Origin of the sequence: Streptomyces olivaceus (assembly GCF_000721235.1) — a bacterium.
In the GTDB taxonomy this organism is placed as follows: domain Bacteria; phylum Actinomycetota; class Actinomycetes; order Streptomycetales; family Streptomycetaceae; genus Streptomyces; species Streptomyces olivaceus.
Map to the genome: position 1 here is coordinate 1 of NZ_JOFH01000032.1, position 17,521 is coordinate 17,521.

General features: G+C 73.5%; 13 protein-coding genes and 1 riboswitch. Of the genes, 7 read left to right on the top strand and 6 right to left on the bottom strand.

The genetic code is table 11. From position 1 onward, the window contains the following. Positions 1 to 95 precede the first annotated feature (95 nt). Together IG94_RS0129840 and fahA are read right to left on the bottom strand one after the other, a co-directional pair. Positions 96 to 1,034 carry a M56 family metallopeptidase gene (locus tag IG94_RS0129840; RefSeq protein WP_031044192.1) on the bottom strand — a complete coding sequence of 313 codons (939 nt, stop codon included), beginning with the start codon at positions 1,032 to 1,034 and terminating at the stop codon, positions 96 to 98. Between the two features lie 165 nt (positions 1,035 to 1,199). Then, on the bottom strand, positions 1,200 to 2,567 hold the full coding sequence (gene fahA / locus IG94_RS0129845) for a fumarylacetoacetase (RefSeq protein WP_224326565.1): 1,368 nt from the start codon (positions 2,565 to 2,567) through the stop codon (positions 1,200 to 1,202). A 407-nt stretch (positions 2,568 to 2,974) separates the two neighbouring features. Here fahA and IG94_RS0129850 point away from each other — a divergent pair, with 407 nt between their 5' ends. The 5 genes from IG94_RS0129850 (at position 2,975) to IG94_RS0129870 (ending at position 10,433) form a co-directional block, all read left to right on the top strand. Continuing rightward, positions 2,975 to 4,231 carry a DegT/DnrJ/EryC1/StrS family aminotransferase gene (locus IG94_RS0129850; protein ID WP_031044196.1) on the top strand — a complete coding sequence of 419 codons (1,257 nt, stop codon included), beginning with the start codon at positions 2,975 to 2,977 and terminating at the stop codon, positions 4,229 to 4,231. Beyond that, positions 4,224 to 6,695 (top strand): lipopolysaccharide biosynthesis protein, encoded by a 2,472-nt coding sequence (locus IG94_RS43705; RefSeq protein ID WP_043484921.1) that lies wholly within the window; start codon positions 4,224 to 4,226, stop codon positions 6,693 to 6,695. Before IG94_RS0129850 ends, IG94_RS43705 begins: the two co-directional genes overlap by 8 nt. Before the next feature lie 81 nt (positions 6,696 to 6,776). Next, positions 6,777 to 8,801, top strand: a complete 2,025-nt coding sequence (locus IG94_RS0129860; RefSeq protein WP_224326564.1) for a glycosyltransferase — start codon at positions 6,777 to 6,779, stop codon at positions 8,799 to 8,801. Positions 8,802 to 8,814: 13 nt separating this feature from the next. Next, positions 8,815 to 9,315 carry a hypothetical protein gene (locus IG94_RS0129865; protein ID WP_224222449.1) on the top strand — a complete coding sequence of 167 codons (501 nt, stop codon included), beginning with the start codon at positions 8,815 to 8,817 and terminating at the stop codon, positions 9,313 to 9,315. Further along, positions 9,312 to 10,433, top strand: coding sequence for a glycosyl hydrolase (locus IG94_RS0129870; protein WP_031044209.1), 1,122 nt, complete (start codon positions 9,312 to 9,314; stop codon positions 10,431 to 10,433). The genes IG94_RS0129865 and IG94_RS0129870 overlap by 4 nt, the downstream gene beginning before the upstream one ends. 120 nt (positions 10,434 to 10,553) lie before the next feature. Here the strand turns inward: IG94_RS0129870 and IG94_RS0129875 are convergent, their stop codons facing one another. From IG94_RS0129875 to IG94_RS0129885, 3 genes are all read right to left on the bottom strand, one after another. Further along, the gene (locus IG94_RS0129875) at positions 10,554 to 11,390 is read right to left on the bottom strand and encodes a polysaccharide deacetylase family protein (RefSeq protein ID WP_052410921.1); all 837 of its coding nucleotides are present in this window, start codon (positions 11,388 to 11,390) and stop codon (positions 10,554 to 10,556) included. After that, positions 11,387 to 12,679: a glycosyltransferase family 2 protein gene (locus tag IG94_RS0129880; protein WP_372459491.1), complete on the bottom strand. Its 1,293-nt coding sequence runs from the start codon at positions 12,677 to 12,679 to the stop codon at positions 11,387 to 11,389. Before IG94_RS0129880 ends, IG94_RS0129875 begins: the two co-directional genes overlap by 4 nt. A 128-nt stretch (positions 12,680 to 12,807) precedes the next feature. After that, positions 12,808 to 13,893: a GNAT family N-acetyltransferase gene (locus tag IG94_RS0129885; RefSeq protein ID WP_031044217.1), complete on the bottom strand. Its 1,086-nt coding sequence runs from the start codon at positions 13,891 to 13,893 to the stop codon at positions 12,808 to 12,810. A gap of 274 nt (positions 13,894 to 14,167) precedes the next feature. Between IG94_RS0129885 and IG94_RS0129890 the strand changes: the two genes are divergently transcribed. Next, a complete protein-coding gene (locus tag IG94_RS0129890; RefSeq protein WP_031044220.1) occupies positions 14,168 to 14,983 on the top strand; it encodes a Cof-type HAD-IIB family hydrolase in 816 nt (271 codons plus the stop codon). Between the two features lie 32 nt (positions 14,984 to 15,015). Here IG94_RS0129890 and IG94_RS0129895 read toward each other — a convergent pair whose 3' ends face one another. After that, a complete protein-coding gene (locus IG94_RS0129895; RefSeq protein WP_031044224.1) occupies positions 15,016 to 15,504 on the bottom strand; it encodes a transglycosylase SLT domain-containing protein in 489 nt (162 codons plus the stop codon). A 4-nt stretch (positions 15,505 to 15,508) separates the two neighbouring features. Next, positions 15,509 to 15,665: riboswitch (cyclic di-AMP (ydaO/yuaA leader) on the bottom strand. A gap of 623 nt (positions 15,666 to 16,288) precedes the next feature. Between IG94_RS0129895 and IG94_RS0129900 the strand changes: the two genes are divergently transcribed. Next, positions 16,289 to 17,299 carry a polyprenyl synthetase family protein gene (locus IG94_RS0129900; protein ID WP_031044227.1) on the top strand — a complete coding sequence of 337 codons (1,011 nt, stop codon included), beginning with the start codon at positions 16,289 to 16,291 and terminating at the stop codon, positions 17,297 to 17,299. Positions 17,300 to 17,521 lie beyond the last annotated feature (222 nt).

The window sequence follows — 17,521 nt, forward strand, 5'->3', positions numbered from 1 at the left end:
GTCGCAATCCACACCGAACCGGAAGGCCCTCACCTGTTCAAGCTCCCCCAGCCGAGACCTGGCTCACCTGCCCACAACCTCCCCGGACAGAACAGCTAGGCCAGAGCCGTCAGGCCCGGGGCGAAGGTGATCAGGAGGGGGAGGAGGGGGACCAGGGCCGCTGTCGCCGTGGTGAGGGCGCGGTGGCGGGGGGTCAGGCGGGGCCGGGGCTCCAGGAGGCGGTCGACCCGTTCGCCGAGGAGGCGGTGACTGGAGGAGCAGGAGAGGACGCCCCGGTGCTGGTTCAGCTCGATCAGGGCCAGCGCGGTGGTCAGGTGGCCGCAGCGGCGGGACGCGGTGTCGTCCGCGGAGAGTTCGACCAGGCGGTGGGTCTGGTCGCAGAAGTGGGCGAAGAGCGGGACTCGCGGAAAGCCCGTCGCCAGGGCCGTCGACAGGTGCAGCAGCCAGTCGTGGCGGGCCCGGGCATGGCCGCGCTCGTGGGTGAGGACGGCGTCGAGCTGGTGGTCGGTGAGGCGGTGCAGGGCGCCCGTGGTGACGATGAGCTGGGGCGGGTTCCCGGGCATCCACCAGGCGTCCGGGTACTCGTCCTCCAGCACCAGCAGGGGCCCGCGGGCGGCGGGGAGGCCGGCGGGCAGGTCCGGGGCGCGCTCACGCAGATGGGCCCGCGACCGGGCGCGCCGGCGACGGGCCTCGACGAGTTCGCGGGCCAGCATCGCCGTCGTCCAGGCGGCCCCGGCCGCCAGCAGCAGCGTGACGGCTGCCGCCCAGGCGGGGCCGGCGGAGAGGTTGTAGGCGGCGGTCACCGCGGGCGGCGCGGGCGCGAAGAACTGGGCGCGGACGGTGCCGAAGACGGCGGTGGCGCCGAGGGTGAGGGCGGTCAGGCAGCACAGCAGGACGGTGGCGACCAGGCACTGCCACACCCACAGCGCCACGACGGGATCGCGTTCGGGCCACAGGGACCGGGTCAGCGCGCGCGGCACCGGCACCGCGGCGGTCACGGCGACGGCGAACAGCAGGAGCAGGCAGACGGTCATGCCACGGGCTCCGGATCCTGGTCGGAAGGACGGGCGGCGCTGGCTGTGCAGGGACGGACGGAGCGCACACGGACACCGCCCGACGCCAGTATGACGGTGCCGGGCGGTGAGAGTCAGGTGTCGGCGGAGACCGGACCCGGAATCGGGCAGTAGGGCAGCGGCGAGTCAGGCGTCCCCGGTTCCGCCTGTTTCTCCCGATCCCGATTCCGCGCCCAGTCCCGCGCCCGCTCCCGATTCCGCGCCCAGTCCCGCGCCCGCTCCCGATTCCGCGCCCGCTCCCGACCCCGCTGCTTCTCCCGTTCCGTGCCGGGCAGTTCGTCCGACCACCCGGCCGGTCACCTCGCCCAGCCCCACCCGTACGCCGTCCGGGCCCGGCGCCCAGGCCGACAGGGTCACCACGTCGCCGTCCTCCAGGAACGCGCGTCCGCCCCCGGGGAGTTCGAGGGGTTCGCGGCCGTTCCAGGTCAGCTCGAGCAGGGATCCGCGTTCGCGCTCGGACGGTCCGCTCACCGTGCCCGAGCCGTAGAGGTCGCCGGTGCGCAGCGAGGCGCCGTTCACGGTCAGGTGGGCCAGCTGCTGGGCGGCCGTCCAGTACATCGTGGAGAACGGCGGCTCGGAGACCACGTGGCCGTTGACGGCGACGGAGATCCGCAGGTCGTAGCCGCCCGGTCCGTCCTGCTCGCCGCCCGTGTCGTCGAGGTAGGGCAGCAGCTCGTGCGTGCGCTCGGGAGGCGACACCCTCGCGTCCTCCAGGGCCTCCAGCGGTGTGATCCACGCCGACACCGACGTGGCGAAGGACTTGCCGAGGAACGGACCGAGGGGGACGTACTCCCAGGCCTGGATGTCCCGTGCGGACCAGTCGTTGAGCAGGCACAGCCCGAAGACGTGCTCGCGGAAGTCGCCGAGCGCCACCGGCTCGCCCGGCTCCGAGGGCGTGCCCACGACGAAGCCGACCTCGGCCTCGATGTCGAGTCGGACGGACGGTCCGAAGACGGGAGCGGCGTCGGTGGGGGCCTTGCGCTGCCCGGACGGTCGTACGACGTCCGTGCCGGACACCACCACCGTGCCGGAGCGGCCGTGGTAACCGATCGGGAGGTGCTTCCAGTTCGGGGTGAGGGAGTCGGCGGCGTCGGGGCGGAAGATCCTGCCGACGTTGCGCGCGTGGTTCTCGGAGGCGTAGAAGTCGACGTAGTCGGCGACCTCGAAGGGCAGGTGCAGGGTCACCGACGACAGCGGGTGGAAGAGGGGTTCGAGGGTCTCGCGGTGGGAGGGGACCGTCACCCATGCCGTGAGCGCGCGCCGCACGTCCGACCAGGCGGTGCGGCCGGCCGCCAGCAGCGGGTTCAGGGTGGGCCGCGCGAGCAGGGCAGCGTACGGCGATCCGAGCGCGTGGGCCGCCGCGCCCGCGTCGAGAACGTGGTCGCCGAGCCGGACGCCCACCGTCCGCTCCCGCGTGCCGGGGATCGAGAACACGCCGTACGGAAGGTTGTGCGGGCCGAAGGGGTCGCCCTCGGGGACATCGAAGGGGGGCATCGGGTGCTGCCTCGCTTTCGTGTTCGCCATGTGCGCCGTGCGCGCCGTGTGCGCCACGTGGTCGTCGTGTGTCACGTGGTGCGTGGACCAGCCACACGTTACGGGTGACACGGCGCTCTTGGGCAGAGCGACGGGAGGTGGTGCCGCGAGGCGGGCAGGGCGCGCGCAGGCGGGCTGACGTGCGCGGGTGCCCCGGGCACCGGTGCGCGGGACGAGGGGAGCGAGCGGCACGGCCGGGGTGCGGTGGGGTGCGTCCGGCGTTGGTGGCGCTCCGCTTCCGCCCGTGCACGGGAAGTTGTCCACAGGCCGGGAGGCAATCTTGACGGAGTGGTGCGAACGGGGCGACTCTGGGCGGGTGCCGGACGGTCTCGGGGAGGGGGCCCTCGACGGCACCTCTGGGGGGACGGATGGCCATTGGGGAGGCCGGTCCGGGCGGGGCGCGGGACGGTTCGCAGCCGGGGAAGCGGCTGGAAGCGACCATGCGCGACCGGCTCGGCCGGGAATGCGTGTACGTGCCGTCGTGCCGTTTCGGGCTGTACGCGGCACTGCGTCACTGGTGCCCGCCCGGCGGCCGGGTACTGATGTCGCCGGTCAACGACGACGTCATCTTCTTCGTCGTCCTCGCCGCCGGGCTGCGCCCGGTGCAGGCGCCGCTCGACCCGTCGGACGCGTCCGTCGACATCGACGCCGTGCCCGACGAGGTCTGGGGCTCGCTGTCCGCCGTACTGACGACCAACCTGTACGGGAACCCGGACCCGGCGCCCCGGCTGCGGGCCCGCTGCGACGCGCTGGGCATCCCCCTGTTCGAGGACGCGGCGCACGCCATCGGCAGCGAGGTGGGCGGGCGGCCGGTCGGCACCTGGGGCGACGCGTCCGTCTTCAGCCTCTCCAAGCACGTCGGCGCCAAGGCCGGCGGCATCCTCGCGGTCGCCGACCCGGCGCTGCGCGAGACGCTGGAGAGGAGCTGCGCCGACCTGCTGCTGCCGCGCCGCACGACGGCCGAAGTCGCCTACGCCGTACGGCCGTACGCGGAGGCCGCCGTGCGGGGACTGCGGTTGCGGCGGGCCGCCTGGGCCACGATGCGGTTGCTGGGCCGGATGGAGCGCGAGGAGATCCGGATGCCGTTACGCCCCCGGGAGCTCGCCCGTGCGGCGGGTTCGGCGCCCGGACTCGACGCCCACGACCCCTGGGTCCGCGTCGACATGCACGACTACCGGCTGCGGTCCGGCCGGTTCCGGCTCGGCCGGATCGGGCGCAGGCTCGACCGGCTGGACGACGTACTGGCGCGCTGCCGGGCCGGGACGGAGCTGCTGCAGTCGACACGCTGGGCGGGACCGGCGGCCGGGGCGGGGCCGGCGAACGGCTCGCGGGGCGCGGTCCAGCCGCTGTTCCGGGTCCCGCTGCTCGTGGCGGACCGGGACGGCGCGGTCCGGGCGCTGGCCCGGCGCGGCATCGTCGTCGGCTACCTCTACGATCCGCCCCTCGACGACTACGCGGGCGCCGAGTTCACCGACCCGTCCCCGGCTCCCGACGGAGCGCGCTGGTTCGCGCGGCACGCGCTGCCCGTGGACCCGTTGCGGGCCCGCGCGGTGGTCGCGGCGCTGGAGGAGTCCGGCGTACGACCGGCCGGGGTACCGGAAGGGCTGGTCCCGTCGGGTGGCTGAGACCAAGGTGCACGAGACGGCGACGGTGCCGGGGAGCGGGGCCGCCACGTCGGCGGGGAGCGGACACGGCGGCGACTCGCTCTTCAAGAACGCCTACTTCCTCATGCTCAGCACCGGCGTCTCGGCCGTCCTCGGCCTGGGCTTCTGGCTCGTGGCCGCGCGCTACTACTCGGAGGAGGCGGTCGGGCAGGGCTCCGCCGCCATCGCCGCCATGCGACTGCTCGCCAGCATCACGGCGACCACGATGATCGGCGCCGTCGTCCGTTTCGTGCCCCGTGCCGGCCGGGCCACCGGACCGCTGGTGTGGCGTGCGTACGCGGCGAGTTCGGCGGTCGTCGCCGTCGCCGCCGCCGTCTTCCTGCTCACCCTCGACCTGTGGGGCGCCTCCTACGCTCCCCTCGGCACGGCCGAGGCGGGGACGCTGTTCGTCGCCGCGTGCGTGGCCTGGGCGCTGCTCACCCTTCAGGACGGGGTGCTGACCGGGCTGCGCAAGACGGAGTGGGTGCCCGCGGGGAACGCGGTGTTCTCGGTCGGCAAGCTGATCCTGCTGGCCGTCTTCGCCACCACACTGCCCGTCCTGGGCATCTTCGTGTCCTGGGCCGTGGCCATCGCCTTCTCGACCCTGCCGCTCGGCTGGCTGATCTTCCGCAGGCTCATCCCGCGCCAGGCCGCCGCCGACCGCGACGTGGAACCGCCCAGGGTCCGCGAGATGGGCCGCTTCCTCGCCGGGGACTCGCTGGGCGCGCTGTTCAGCCTGGCGATGATCAATCTGCTGCCGGTGATGGTCGCGGTCAACTTCAGCGCCGCGGAGAACGGCTACTTCTACGTGGCCTACACCGTCGGCGGCACGATGGAGTTCATGGCCATCAACATGGCCTCCTCCCTCACCGCGCACGCCTCCCACGACCCGCGCCGCCTCGCCGACGGAATCCGCGGAGCACTGCGCCGCATGACGCTGCTGCTGGTGCCGGTGGTGCTCTTCCTGGTCGTCTTCGCGCCGCAGATCCTCGCGCCCTTCGACGAGGACTACGCGGAGCACGGTTCCACGGTGCTGCGGCTGCTCGCGGTCGGGGCGCTGCCGAGGATCGTGGTGGAGCTGTACATCGGCGTGCTGCGGGTCCAGGGCCGCACCGGCGTACTCGCCGCCGTGCAGGGCGCGATGTGCGTGCTGGTGCTCGGGAGCGCGACGGTGCTGTTCACGCCGGCCGGGATCGCGGGGGCGGGCTGGGCGGTGCTGGCGGGCATGTCGGTGGTCGCGGTCGGCTGCGTGCCCGGGCTGCGGGCCGCGCTGCGCGGTGTCGACGCGGCCTACGGGGGCGGGGGCGGTGGGTCCGGCGGGCCTCGTGGGTCAGGGCCCGGGGGCTCAGGCGGGTCCGGGCCCGGGGGCTCAGGTGGGTCCGGTGGTTCCAACGGGCCGCGTGGTGATGGCGGTTCACGAGGACCGGACGCCCCGCCCGCGCCGGGTGCGTCGCTCGTGGCCGGTGGGCCGGCGGCTGCCGGTGGCGGGAGCCGGCCCGGCCGGGAGCAGCAGCGCCCCGGCACGTCCCACGGCACCGATTCGGCCCGGCTGAACTCCACCGCCGGGTACGGCACGACCTGGGCGCGGCAGGCGGCGTACGAGCAGCAGCGGCCGGACGGGGAGGGACGGGAGGACACGGTCGCCCTCTTCATCGGACGCCCCGGCTACGAACGCGAGGCACTGGAGGCGGACACCCTCGCGGTGATCGTCCGCCCGCCTGCCGACGCCGGAGCCGCCGCCGAGGCCGGCCCCGTCCCCGAGCGGCGTCTGCGGCCCGCCCTGTGGCTGCTGCTCGGCCTGGCCGCCGTCGCCTTCCCGGTGTCCCTGCGCCACCTGGCGTGGCTGGACGGCGCGCCCGACGTCGGAGCCGTGCTCACCGGACAGGAACTGCTGCGTGGACTGCCCCTGTCGGCGCTGGCCGCCGGAGCCGTACTGCTCGTGGTGTTCGTCGCGGCCGTGACGCTGTGCGCCAGGCCCGACCCGTGGCTGCCCGGCACCGCGCTGGGGGCCGCCCTACTCGCACTGCACGCGGCGCCCGTCGCCCTGGGCAGGCGACCGGACCCGGTCGACGGCGCGGTGTACGCGGGGGCGGCCCGGTTCCTCGCGGACGCGCTCGGTCTGGACGGACCCGGCCCGGTGCTGCGCTGGGGGCCGCTCGTCCTCCAACTGCTGTGTCTCGTACCGCTGTGGCTGCTCCTCGACAGGGCGGGCGGCCGGCTGCGCCTGTTGTGGCAGGCGCGCTGGGCAGTGCTGTACGTCGCCGCGGTGGGCGGCTGGGTCTGGCAGGAGGAACTCGCGCCGGTCGCGCCGCCCCTCCTGCTGCTCCTCGTCCTCACCGCGCTGCTCATGTCCCTGCGCCGCCCGCCCGCAGGGACGAGCGGCCCCGGCCAGGCGAAGCCGCCGCCCCCACCGCGCAGCAGACCGAACGGCACGCCAGAGCACTGATCGAGCACGGAGCCGAATCGTCAGGGGGGAACCGTCGTGCGTCCGCCAGCAACTCCACGGGAGAGATCCGCACCAGAGCCGGTGCCCGGGCAGCAGGTCCCGGACACGCCGCGGGCGGACGAGCCTCCCGCACACGACTCACGCACGCGGGAGGAACCGACGCCGCACACCACGCGGGAGCCGGCCACCGGCGCCCCCGCCACCCGGCCGGCCCGCGCGTTGGCCGCCTGGCCCGCCGTGCCCCTGCTCGCCGCGCTCGCCCTGTGGGGCTACGCCGTACGGCACACCGACGTGTCCGCCCTGGACGACTACGGGCTCGTCGGCGCGCTGCACCCCACGTTCTGGGTGGGCCTCGCCGTGCTCACGGCCGGGTTCTGGTTCACGGTCCGCGACCCGCGCCGACGCAGTCGCTGGCCCCTCGCCCACGTGCTGGGCCTGCTGGTGATGGAACGGGCCACGCAGGCCCTCCTCTACCCCACCCCGCTGTACGCGTGGGCGTGGAAGCACGACGCGGTCGTCGACCACCTGCTGACGTCCGGCGGACTCCAGGACGCCGACCGGCTCGGCGACATGGCCGTCTACGACCAGTGGCCCGGCTTCTTCGCCGCGCAGGCGGCCCTGGTGCGGCTGCTGGGCGTGGACAACGCCGCGATGTACATGGCCTGGTGGCCCCTGGTCTCCAGCGTGCTGCTGCTCCTGCCGCTGCTGCTGATCTACCGGACCTTCACCACGGACCGCCGGCTGATCTGGACCGCCGTGTGGCTGTTCTGCGTCGCCAACTGGGTGGGCCAGGACTACTTCTCCCCGCAGTCCGTCGCCTTCGCCCTGCACCTGGGCGTCCTCGCCGTCGTCCTGCGCCGCTACAGCAGCCGTACGAGCGGATCGAGCGGACCGAGCGGATCGAGCGCATCGAGCGGATCCGACGGTCCGAAGGGACTGGACGGTCCGGACGGGCGCGGTGGTGTGCGGCAGGGGCAGGCGGTGTGGGCGGTACTGCTCAGTCTCCTGGTCGTCGCGGTCGTCGTCTCGCACCAGCTGACCCCCGGCATGCTCGTCGTCACGCTCCTCGCGCTGGCCCTCACCCGCCGCCACCGCGACTGGTTGCCGCTGGTCACGACCGTCGTGATCTTCCTGGCCTGGTGCCTCACGGCGGCCCTGCCCTTCCTGTCCGCCGCCATGCCGGACATGATCCGCTCCGTCGGCGACGTCGGCGCCAACGTCGAGACGGGGTACGGCACGACGCCCACCGGCGCCGGAGCGGTGGCGATGTCGTGGGCGGCCCGGCTCCTGTCCGGCTCCGTGCTGCTGCTCGCGCTGGCCGGCGTACTGCGCCAGCGGGTGCTGAGGCGCCGGGCGTTCCCGCTCCTGCTGCTCGCGGCGGCCCCGCTGCCGATGTTCGTGGCGAGCAGCTACGGCAGCGAGATGATCTTCCGGGTCCTGATGTTCATGCTTCCCGGCGCGGCCTTCTTCGCCGCCGCCGCGCTGCTGCCCCGGGTCCGCGCGTCGGCCGCGGAGGCCGCCGACGCCGCCGACGCCGCCGCGCGGAACGCGGAACGGCCGTCCGGCCCGTCCCGCCGCCGGTTCGCGCTGCCCTCGTTCTCCCCGCCCTCGCCACCTCGCCTCCGGTACGGCGCGTGGCTGGCGCCGCTCGTACTGCTGGCCGGGACCCTCGCGTTCGTGCCGAGCTACTCGGGCAAGGACCGGATCAACTACTTCCCGCCCCGGGAGGTGGCCCTCGTCCAGCGGCTCTTCGACCAGGCGCCCGACGGCTCGCTGGTCGTCGCCGCCAACCGCAACTACCCGCTCGCCTACGAGCAGTACTGGCGGGTCGACCACTACTGGTTCCTCGACGACGACCGGCGCCACGTCGACGAGATCGTGCGGGACCCGGCCGGTGTCCTCGCCCGTGACATGGCCGCGGTGGACGCGCCGGCCCGCGCCTACTTCCTGCTCACCCAGGGGCAGACAGCCAACTCGGAGATGAACGGACAGCTCAACGAGGCCCAGTTGAGACACGTCAGGGAGTCCGTGGCCGGCTCGCCGCGCTTCGAACGCGTGGCGGAGAACAGCGCGGGCGTGCTCTACGTCCTGAAACCGGCGAGCTGAGGAGGCGCGCACCATGACACCGCAGGACCTCGTGATCCGTATGCTGCCCCCGTTCGGCGGCTGGCTGGCGCTCGCCTCGCTCGCCCTGCCCGACGGCTCCCCGCTGCGCGGCGCGGCCGTGGCCGCCTTCCTGGCCGTCGGACCGGGCGCCGCTCTGGTCAGAGTCTGCGGGCCCGCGCTCCGGGCCCGCGGCGCCGAGGGCCCCGCCGAGCGCCGGGACGCGGACTTCGCACACCACTCCGACCTGCTCGAACGGATAATGCTGGCCGTCCTGCTGAGCGTGAGCGCCGCGATACTCCTGTCCACGGTGCTGATCGCCGCGCACGCCCTGAGCGGGGACCGCGTCCTGCTGACGCTCACCCTGCTGACCACGCTCGCCGCGTTCTGCCCGGCCCTGCGCGCCCGCCCGGCACCCGGCACGACGCCTCGCCCGACACCCGGCACGACGCCTCCCGCGGCTTCCGGCGCGGCGTCGGGCGCCGCGCCGCCGACACGGAAGGGTTCCACTTCGTGAGGTTCGCCCGTCCCGCTCGCCGCACCCCCGCGGACTCGACGACCGGACAGCACCGCCGCAGGCGCCGCCTGCTGATCACCTCCGCGACGGCGACCTGCGCGATCCTCATCGCGGTGCTCGCCCTGCGCGACGCCTCCGGCCCCTCCGACCCGGCCGACGGAGCCGGCGGCGCCGGTGACCCGGCCTGTCGCCCGACCGCCCTCCTCGAACCGCCCTGCGGCGCCTGGTTCGGCGCCTTCGTCCCCCACGACAAGTCCGACCTGGCCGACAAGGTGGAGGAGTACGAGGAGCGCGCCGGCCGCACGCTCGACATCGTGTACACGTACCACGACATGTCCGCCGTCACGGAGACCCGTCTGGAGGGGCAACTGCTCACCGAGCAGGAGCAGCAGGTCGGCGAGGACCGCATGCTGCTCCTCTCCTGGGAGAGCAAGTGGTGGGGCGGCACCCGGGCCCAGCAGCCCACCTGGAAGGAGATCGCCGCGGGCGGCCTGGACGAGTCCGTGATCGACGTCCAGGCACGACGCGTCAAGGAGTACGGCGAGCGCACGGGCAAGAAGGTGTTCCTCTCCTTCGACCTGGAGATGGACACCCGCACTCCCGACAACGGCACCCCGGCCGACTACGTCCGCGCCTACCGGCACGTCCACGACCGGTTCCGCGCGCTGGGCGCCGACAACGTCGTGTGGACCTGGGTCATCACCGGCTACCTGAACCACACCGACCTGTTCGAGCGCATGTACCCGGGCGACGACTACGTCGACTGGATCGGCTACAACCAGTACAACTACTACCTCTGCCACAAGACGGAGTGGCTGAGCTTCGCGCAGACGCAGTACGCCAGCCACGACTGGATCCGCGCCCACATCTCCGACGACAAGCCCCTGATGCTCTCGGAGTTCGGCAGCGCCTCCGACCCGGAACGCCCCGGCCGGCAGGCCGACTGGTACGCGCAGGTGCCCCGGGTGCTCAAGGACCTGGACGGCGTCAAGGCCGCCCTCCAGTGGAACTACCGCGACCCGGGACCGCACTGCGACCTGGCCGTGGCGAACGACCGGGCGTGGGACAGCCTGCGGAAGGTGGCAGCCGACCCCTACCTCAACCAGCCGCGCGCATGAGGCGCCACACCGACGAGCCGCTCCGACGAGCCGTCCGGACGAGCCGTCCGGACGAGGGGTCCGGACGAGGGGTCCGGAACGAGATGTTCGCACGCGAGCGAAGCCGTCCCGCGGCGCCGCCTACCCCGCGAACTCGGGACCCCGCACCATCGCCCGCCCCCGCCGGTACCACCGCCACGCCACCGTCTTCGGGCCGTCGCGGTAGGGGGCGGTCCGTACGCCCCCGCCCGCCAGCCAGGACTCGACGTCGGCGACCGTGTGACCGCGCCGCACGATGAGCCGCGCGATGCGGTACCGCTCGTCGCGCTCCGAACTGAGGGCGTGCCGCACGGCGGTCGCCGTCTCGTACCCGGCGCGGGCCGACCAGGACCGCACCTTCGCGCTGTTGTAGCCGTGCGGGTAGGCGAGGTGGCGGACCGGGTGCCCGAGGGCGTCCTCCAGCACCGCCTTGGACGTGCGCAGTTCGTACGCCAGGTCCTTGCCGGGCAGCGTGTCGAGCTGGGCGTGGGTGACGGTGTGGCTGCCGATCTCCATGCCGGAACGTTCCAGCCCGGCCACCGCCGCCAGCGTCATCATCGGCGCGGGCGGCAGCAGACTGCGGCCGCCCGGCACGATGGCGCCGGTGGTCAGGTAGGCGGTGGCCGGCAGCGACCGCTCGGCGAGCGCCTCGGCGGTCGGACCGGGCAGGTCGGCGAAGCCGTCGTCGAAGGTGAGCAGCACCGGCCGGGGCGGCAGCGGCGCCCGGCCCGCCAGATGGTCGGCCAGCACGCCGATGGTGACGGGCGTCCGGCCGCTGCCGACGATCGCGTCGAGGTGGGCGGCGAACTCCTTCGGGGTGACGGTGAACTCGGCGATCCACGCGGGCGGATCGTCCATCACCGCGTGATAGAGGAAGACGGGGACGTAGGCCCCGCCGGCCGGGGCCGGCCCGTCCCGGTGCGTCCCGGCCCCGCTCATCGCGCCGCCACTCCGGCCGCGCGCAGGGCGCGGCGCGCCCGCAGGTAGCCGACCGGGCCGTACAGCATCCCCCGGCGCTGCAACCGCGCCAGGCGCCGCGGCCAGGGATGCGTACGGGAGTCGTGCCCGCCCGGCGCCGCACCCTCCCGGTCCCGGCCGCCCCCGCTCCCGCCGCCCCCGCGTCCGTCCGCGTCCCTTTTCCCGGCGGCGCGTACGGCCGTCAGTTCCCGGGCGTGGGCCAGCCCGCCCGGCACCCGTGCGAGGAAGGCCGGCAGCAGCGCGGGCCGGTTGACCAGGATCGCGGTGAGGTACGCGGTGAGGCCCGCGCCGTAGCCGTACGCCTGGGTCTCCAGGTCCCGCCAGGTCTCCCGGTGGTGGTGCCAGACCAGCGCCCGCGGCGTGTAGCGAAGGCGCCGCCCCTGGGCGAGGACGCGCACGAACCCGTAGAGGTCGTCACCGCCCCGCGCACGCGTGCCCGCGCCGGTCGCCGGGTCGAAGCCGCCGACCGCCCGCAGCACCGCCGTACGGAAGGCCATGTTGGCACCGGAGCCGAACCGCCCCGCGGTGAACGGGAACAGCGGCTCGCCGGCGGGTGGACACGCCGGATCGTACGTGCGCGGGGTGAAGCCCTTGGCGAAGCCGCCGTGGCTCTCCAGCAGCACCTGCGCGGGGGTGCGCAGCCGCGCGGGCAGGATCAGCCCCGTGGCGCAGCCCAGCCCCGGGTCGGTGGCGAACGGCGCGGTCAGTTCGGTGAGCCAGCGCGGGTCGGCGACCACGTCGTCGTCGGTGAAGGCCACCACCTCGCCCCGCACCACCGCCAGGCCCCGGTTGTGCGCGGCGGCGAGTCCGGGGACGGGCTCGCACACGTACCGCACGCGCTCGGCGTACTTCCGCTCGACGAGTTCCCGGGTCGAGCCGGTCACCGGCGCGTTGTCGACGACGACGATCTCGAAGTCCGGGTGGTCCTGCGCGAGCAGGGAGTCGAGGGCGCGGGCGAGCTGGTCCGCGCGTTCCCGGGTGGCGACCACGACACTGGCGCGGGGCGGCACGGGCGGTGCCTCCGGCGGCGCGGTGCGGAGCAGCCGGCGGGCGAGTCCGGCCAGCACCCGGGCCGCGTCCATGCCCTCGGGCACCTCGCCGAGGAGGGTACCGACGGGCACGCCCGCCTGTCTGACCAGCAGGAACACCGAGCCGGGCGTGACCGGCGGGCTGCCCGGACCCGGCCTGAGCACCACGCCGTCGTCCGCCGCGCCGGTGGAGTCGCCTAGGTCCAGCTCTGCCACCTGCACCGGCCCGAGACCCAGAAAGTCGCCAATCTCCCGCCGCGTCCTCTCCCGCCGCAGATCCCTCTGTGTCCTCTCCCGCCGCAGACCGGCCATGCGCCCCCCTCGTGGTAGCCCCTCGTGGTATCCCCTCGTCACGACCGGCGAAGCCGGGCCGCGCCCCGCAACGTGCGTGCCGCCAACGACGCCAGCCGGGGCCGTTCGCGCACGAAGCCGTGCGCGCGGCGGGCGGGCTCGCGGCCGAGCCAGTGCAGCGCGGCGCCCGCCCCCGGACGGGCCACCACCCCCTCGTAGACGGGCAGTTCGCCGGTCTTCAGGGAGTCCTTGTACTCCGCGGGCCCCCGCCCCATGTCGAGCAGCCCGATGCCCTCGGCGGCCGCGGCCTCGGCCATCCGCAGGTGCAGCACCAGCCCCGGCGAGTACTTCCCGAACTCCGTGTCGTACGCCGGGAACCAGCAGGCCAGGACGGTCCCCGAGCGCAGGCCGAAGTGGGCGGCGACCGGCCGCGACCCGGCGTAGAGCACGGACAGGGTGCCCGTGCACTCCGGCGCCCGGGTCTCGGCGAGCCGCGCGACGAGCCGGCTGATCCACTCCTGCGCGAACCGGTCCCGGCGCCCCGTCCTGCGGTACTGCGCCGACTTCCACTCCATGAGCGTCCGCAGTGCGGCCGGATCCCGCTCGTCGAAGACGAACCGCACGTCCCCGACCTGGCGGCCGAGCCTGCGCTCCTTGGCCAGGGTGGTCTTCAGGAACTTCGGCGAGCGCTCGCGCAGGGCCCTCTCGTACGCCTCGTAGCCGTCCCCCACGTCAATGACGAAGGTGGTGTGCTCCTCGACGGCGTACGGCACGAACAGCTCCTGCTCGGCCTCCAGGTTGTCGAAGGCGAGGCTCGACAGGGAGCAGGCCCGCAGCAGTTCGCGCGGGTGCGGGACGAGGTCCTGGCGCAGCACCGCGCCCTGGCAGTCCGAGACGCCGAGCCCGATGGCCCGGCCCTGGCCCAGCGGTCCGCGCTCGTACGGCAGGAAACCGGCCGCCTCACCGCCGTCGTACATCACCGCCACCCGCGCCCGCGGCCGCACCCGGCCCACGACGTCGGTGAACTCCGGTTCCATGAACGGGTTGCGCGGTGCCGCCGACTTGGCGCGCAGCTCCCGCCAGTGCTCCCGTTCCCCCGCGCTCAGCTCCTCCGGCCTGAGCACCCGCACCCGCCCGCTGTTCAACCCGACCCCCCGATCAAGTCCCCCCGGACCACTGCCTTGAACAGACACTGCGCCGAACAACAGGAAGGTACCTCCGGGGGAGCCTCGGGGGTAGGTAGCCCACCATGTTGTTGCCAACCGGTGCACAGGCCTTTAAGCGGCTTTAGCAGATGATGCGCCAGCTTTCGGACACGTACGGCCGCGTCCCCGGGCGCCTTCGAACGCACTCGCCACGTCCTCGTTCGGAAGCGGTCGCCGGTGAGTCGGGCAGGTGCGGTGTCCGTATTCTCTGATCATGCACCGCACCCCGTATTCCCTCGTCGCCACCGATCTCGACGGCACGCTGCTCCGCGGCGACGACACCGTCTCCGACCGGTCGCTGGCCGCGCTGGCGCGGGCGGCCGGGGCGGGCGCGCGGCATCTCGTGGTGACCGGCCGGCCGGCGCCCCGGGTGCGGCCGCTGCTCGCCGCCCTGGGGTGCACCGGACTCGCCGTGTGCGGGCAGGGAGCCCAGGTGTACGACGCCGGCGCGCACCGGATGCTGTGGTCGGTCACCCTGGACCGGGAACTGGCCGAGACCGCGCTCGGCAAGATCGAGGCCGAGGTCGGACAGGTGCACGCCGCCGTCGACCAGGACGGCGTCGACGGCCTCACGCTGATCGAGCCGGAGTACCGGATGTCCCACCCCACGCTGCCCGCGGTGCGGGTCGGGCGGCGCGACGAGCTGTGGCGCACCCCGATCAGCAAGGTGCTGCTGCGCCACCCGCAGCTGGGCGACGACGAGTTGACGGCGGTCGCGCGCGCGGTGGTCGGTTCCCTCGCGACGGTCACGATGTCCGGGCCCGGCACGGTGGAGCTGCAGCCCTGCGGCATCACCAAGGCGACCGGCCTGGCGCTCGCGGCCGAGTACCTGGGGGTGACCCGGCGGCGGACGATCGCCTTCGGCGACATGCCCAACGACATCCCGATGTTCGACTGGGCGGCCCACGGCGTCGCCATGGCCGACGCGCACCCGGAGCTCAAGGCGGTCGCCGACGAGGTCACCCGTACGAACGAGGACGACGGCGTGGCCGTCGTCCTCGAGCGGATCTTCGGTACCTCTGTCTCCTGAGTCTCCTGGCGCGGTGAGTCGCCCAGCGCGGCTCAGTAGGCGCTGAAGACGTTGTCCATCGAGCCGTACCGGTCCGCCGCGTAGTTGCAGGCGGCGGTGATGTTGGCGACCGGGTCGTACGGGTCCCAGGAGGTGCCCTCCACGTGGTACGCCTGGAAGGTCGGGTCGATCACCTGCAGCAGACCCTTGGACGGGGTGCCGTTGACGGCGTTGATGTCCCAGTTGTTGATGGCGAGCGGGTTGCCCGACGACTCCCGGATGATGTTGCGGTGGATGCCGTCGTACGTGCCGGGGATGCCCTGCTGCGCCATGATGTCGAGCGACTCGCGGATCCAGCCGTCGAGGTTGTCCGGGTACGCCGTCGCCGCCGTGGTGGCGGTCGGGGCGGCCGGGGTGGCGGCGGAGGCCGTGGTGGCGCCGATGAGCGGCAGCGCGAGCACCGCGGCACCGGTGCCGGCCACGGCGAGCTTCCGGGCGAGGCGGCCGGTGCGGGCGTGACGGTTGTGACCGTAGGCAGACATGTTGTGTCCCTCTCCTTACGCCTGCGAGGTGAGCTGTCGGGTTCGGGCGGGGAGGTGCCCGGCCGTGCCCCTGACGGGTACGGCTTCACCCCGAGCCGCTCCGGTCGTGACCGGTGCGGCGACTTACCTGGGTCCCCCGCTCCTGCCGGCGAGTGTGTTGGGTGGATGACTGTGCGGCCGGGCGGCGGCAGGATTAGGCGTCCGCCCGACAGGCCGGGAACGTATGCGAGAGCACATGTCCGGAACAAGTGCAGGTGTCACCCAACACGCCTGTTGACCTTGGTCTGGGGCATTTGATGCCCTTGATCCTTTGCGTCTGCCAAGTCCCAACTGGCGTGCGGGGCAAAGGGAGGACACAGGTTGCGGCGGGGTTGCTCCGGGGCGGTGACGAGTGAGCCAACTCACCCGGCTCAACAAGCGCGGCAAAAGGGGCATTCGCCCCAACTGTGCCTCAACCGGCCATCGGTCGGGAGGGGCTGTCCGTCGAGTGGGCGACGCGCTCGGAGTGCGATCCGCGTGCGATCTGCCGGGAGGGGTGATGGGATCTTCTGCGGCGGTCGCCGGTCCGCTCGCCGCCCGGTTCCGCGCCTCGGGCGTATCGTCCAATATCCGCTCATATCACCTGATCAAAAACATACCGCGCATGATCCGATACCGACCGGCCTGCAACGGTGGGCGCTAGCCGTGATCGAAAGGTGACCGGATACGCTGACTTGAGTGGTGGCAGCGACCTATCGACAAACCAGGTAATCGCCAGAAGACACCAGCAGACAGGAGACCCCTCGTGACCGTCGTCGGGCCGTTCGGGCTGAGCGTGCGGGACCAGGCTCTGGAAGCCGATGTCCAGGCCGGATTGGTTGCGGTCGAGGAAGGGTTGCTTGAGGCAACCAAAAGCGAGGTCCCGTTCATCACGGAGGCCGCCCAGCACCTGGTGCGAGCGGGCGGCAAACGGTTCCGGCCGCTGCTGGTGATGCTCTCGGCCCAGTTCGGCGACCCCTACGCCCCCGGCATCGTGCCGTCGGCCGTGGTCGTGGAGCTGACCCACCTCGCCACGCTCTACCACGACGACGTGATGGACGAGGCGGCCGTACGGCGCGGCGTGTCCAGCGCGAACGCCCGCTGGGACAACTCGGTCGCGGTCCTCACCGGCGACTTCCTCTTCGCCCGCGCCTCCCAGATCCTCGCCGACCTCGGGCCCGAGGCCGTCCGCGTCCAGGCCCTCGCGTTCGAGCGGCTGGTCACCGGCCAGATCCTGGAGACGGCGGGCCCGCAGGACGGCCGCGACCCGGTGGAGCACTACCTGGACGTGCTGGGCGGCAAGACCGGATCGCTGGTGGCCGTCTCCTGCCGGTTCGGCGCGATGATGTCCGGCGCCGACGAGACGGTGGTGGACGTGCTCACCCAGTACGGCGAGCGGCTCGGCGTCGCCTTCCAGCTCGCGGACGACGTCCTGGACATCGCCTCCGACTCCCACGAGTCGGGCAAGACGCCCGGCACGGACCTGCGCGAGGGCATCCCGACCCTGCCGGTGCTGAGGCTGCGCGAGCGCGCCGAACGGCTGGGGCTCGCGGAGGACGTCGCACTCTCCGAGCTGCTCGCCTCCGACCTGAGCGACGACGACCGGCACGCCGAGGCGCTGCGCCTGCTGCGCGCCCACCCGGCACTGGAGCAGGCCCGGCGGGACACCGTCCGGTACGCCAAGGACGCCCGGGCGGCGCTGGCCCCGCTGCGGGAGTGCGAGGCGAAGGCCGCGCTGGTGGAGCTGTGCGACGCCGTGGTGCACCGGGCCGGCTGAGCGCCGGGGCGTCCTCCCTCCCCGGCGATGTGCGTCACGGGGGGGGGAGGGGTGCCGCCGTGTCCGGGTGGCGTACCGCACCCCTACGGGCCGGTGCGGTGCTCGCCCCTCCGTGTCATCCCGTAGGAGTACGCGGAGTTGAGTCCGCGGTCTGACGCTTCCGCTCCGGTGATTTGGTCAGATGGACACCACGGAAAACACCAATCCTCACCGATTCGGGTG

Bases quoted from the DNA above. Each gene is read 5' to 3' on its own strand.
- IG94_RS0129840 (WP_031044192.1), bottom strand. From the start codon at position 1,034: ATGACCGTCTGCCTGCTCCTGCTGTTCGCCGTCGCCGTGACCGCCGCG.
- fahA (WP_224326565.1), bottom strand. From the start codon at position 2,567: ATGCCCCCCTTCGATGTCCCCGAGGGCGACCCCTTCGGCCCGCACAAC.
- IG94_RS0129850 (WP_031044196.1), top strand. From the start codon at position 2,975: ATGGCCATTGGGGAGGCCGGTCCGGGCGGGGCGCGGGACGGTTCGCAG.
- IG94_RS0129865 (WP_224222449.1), top strand. From the start codon at position 8,815: ATGACACCGCAGGACCTCGTGATCCGTATGCTGCCCCCGTTCGGCGGC.
- IG94_RS0129875 (WP_052410921.1), bottom strand. From the start codon at position 11,390: ATGAGCGGGGCCGGGACGCACCGGGACGGGCCGGCCCCGGCCGGCGGG.
- IG94_RS0129890 (WP_031044220.1), top strand. From the start codon at position 14,168: ATGCACCGCACCCCGTATTCCCTCGTCGCCACCGATCTCGACGGCACG.
- IG94_RS0129895 (WP_031044224.1), bottom strand. From the start codon at position 15,504: ATGTCTGCCTACGGTCACAACCGTCACGCCCGCACCGGCCGCCTCGCC.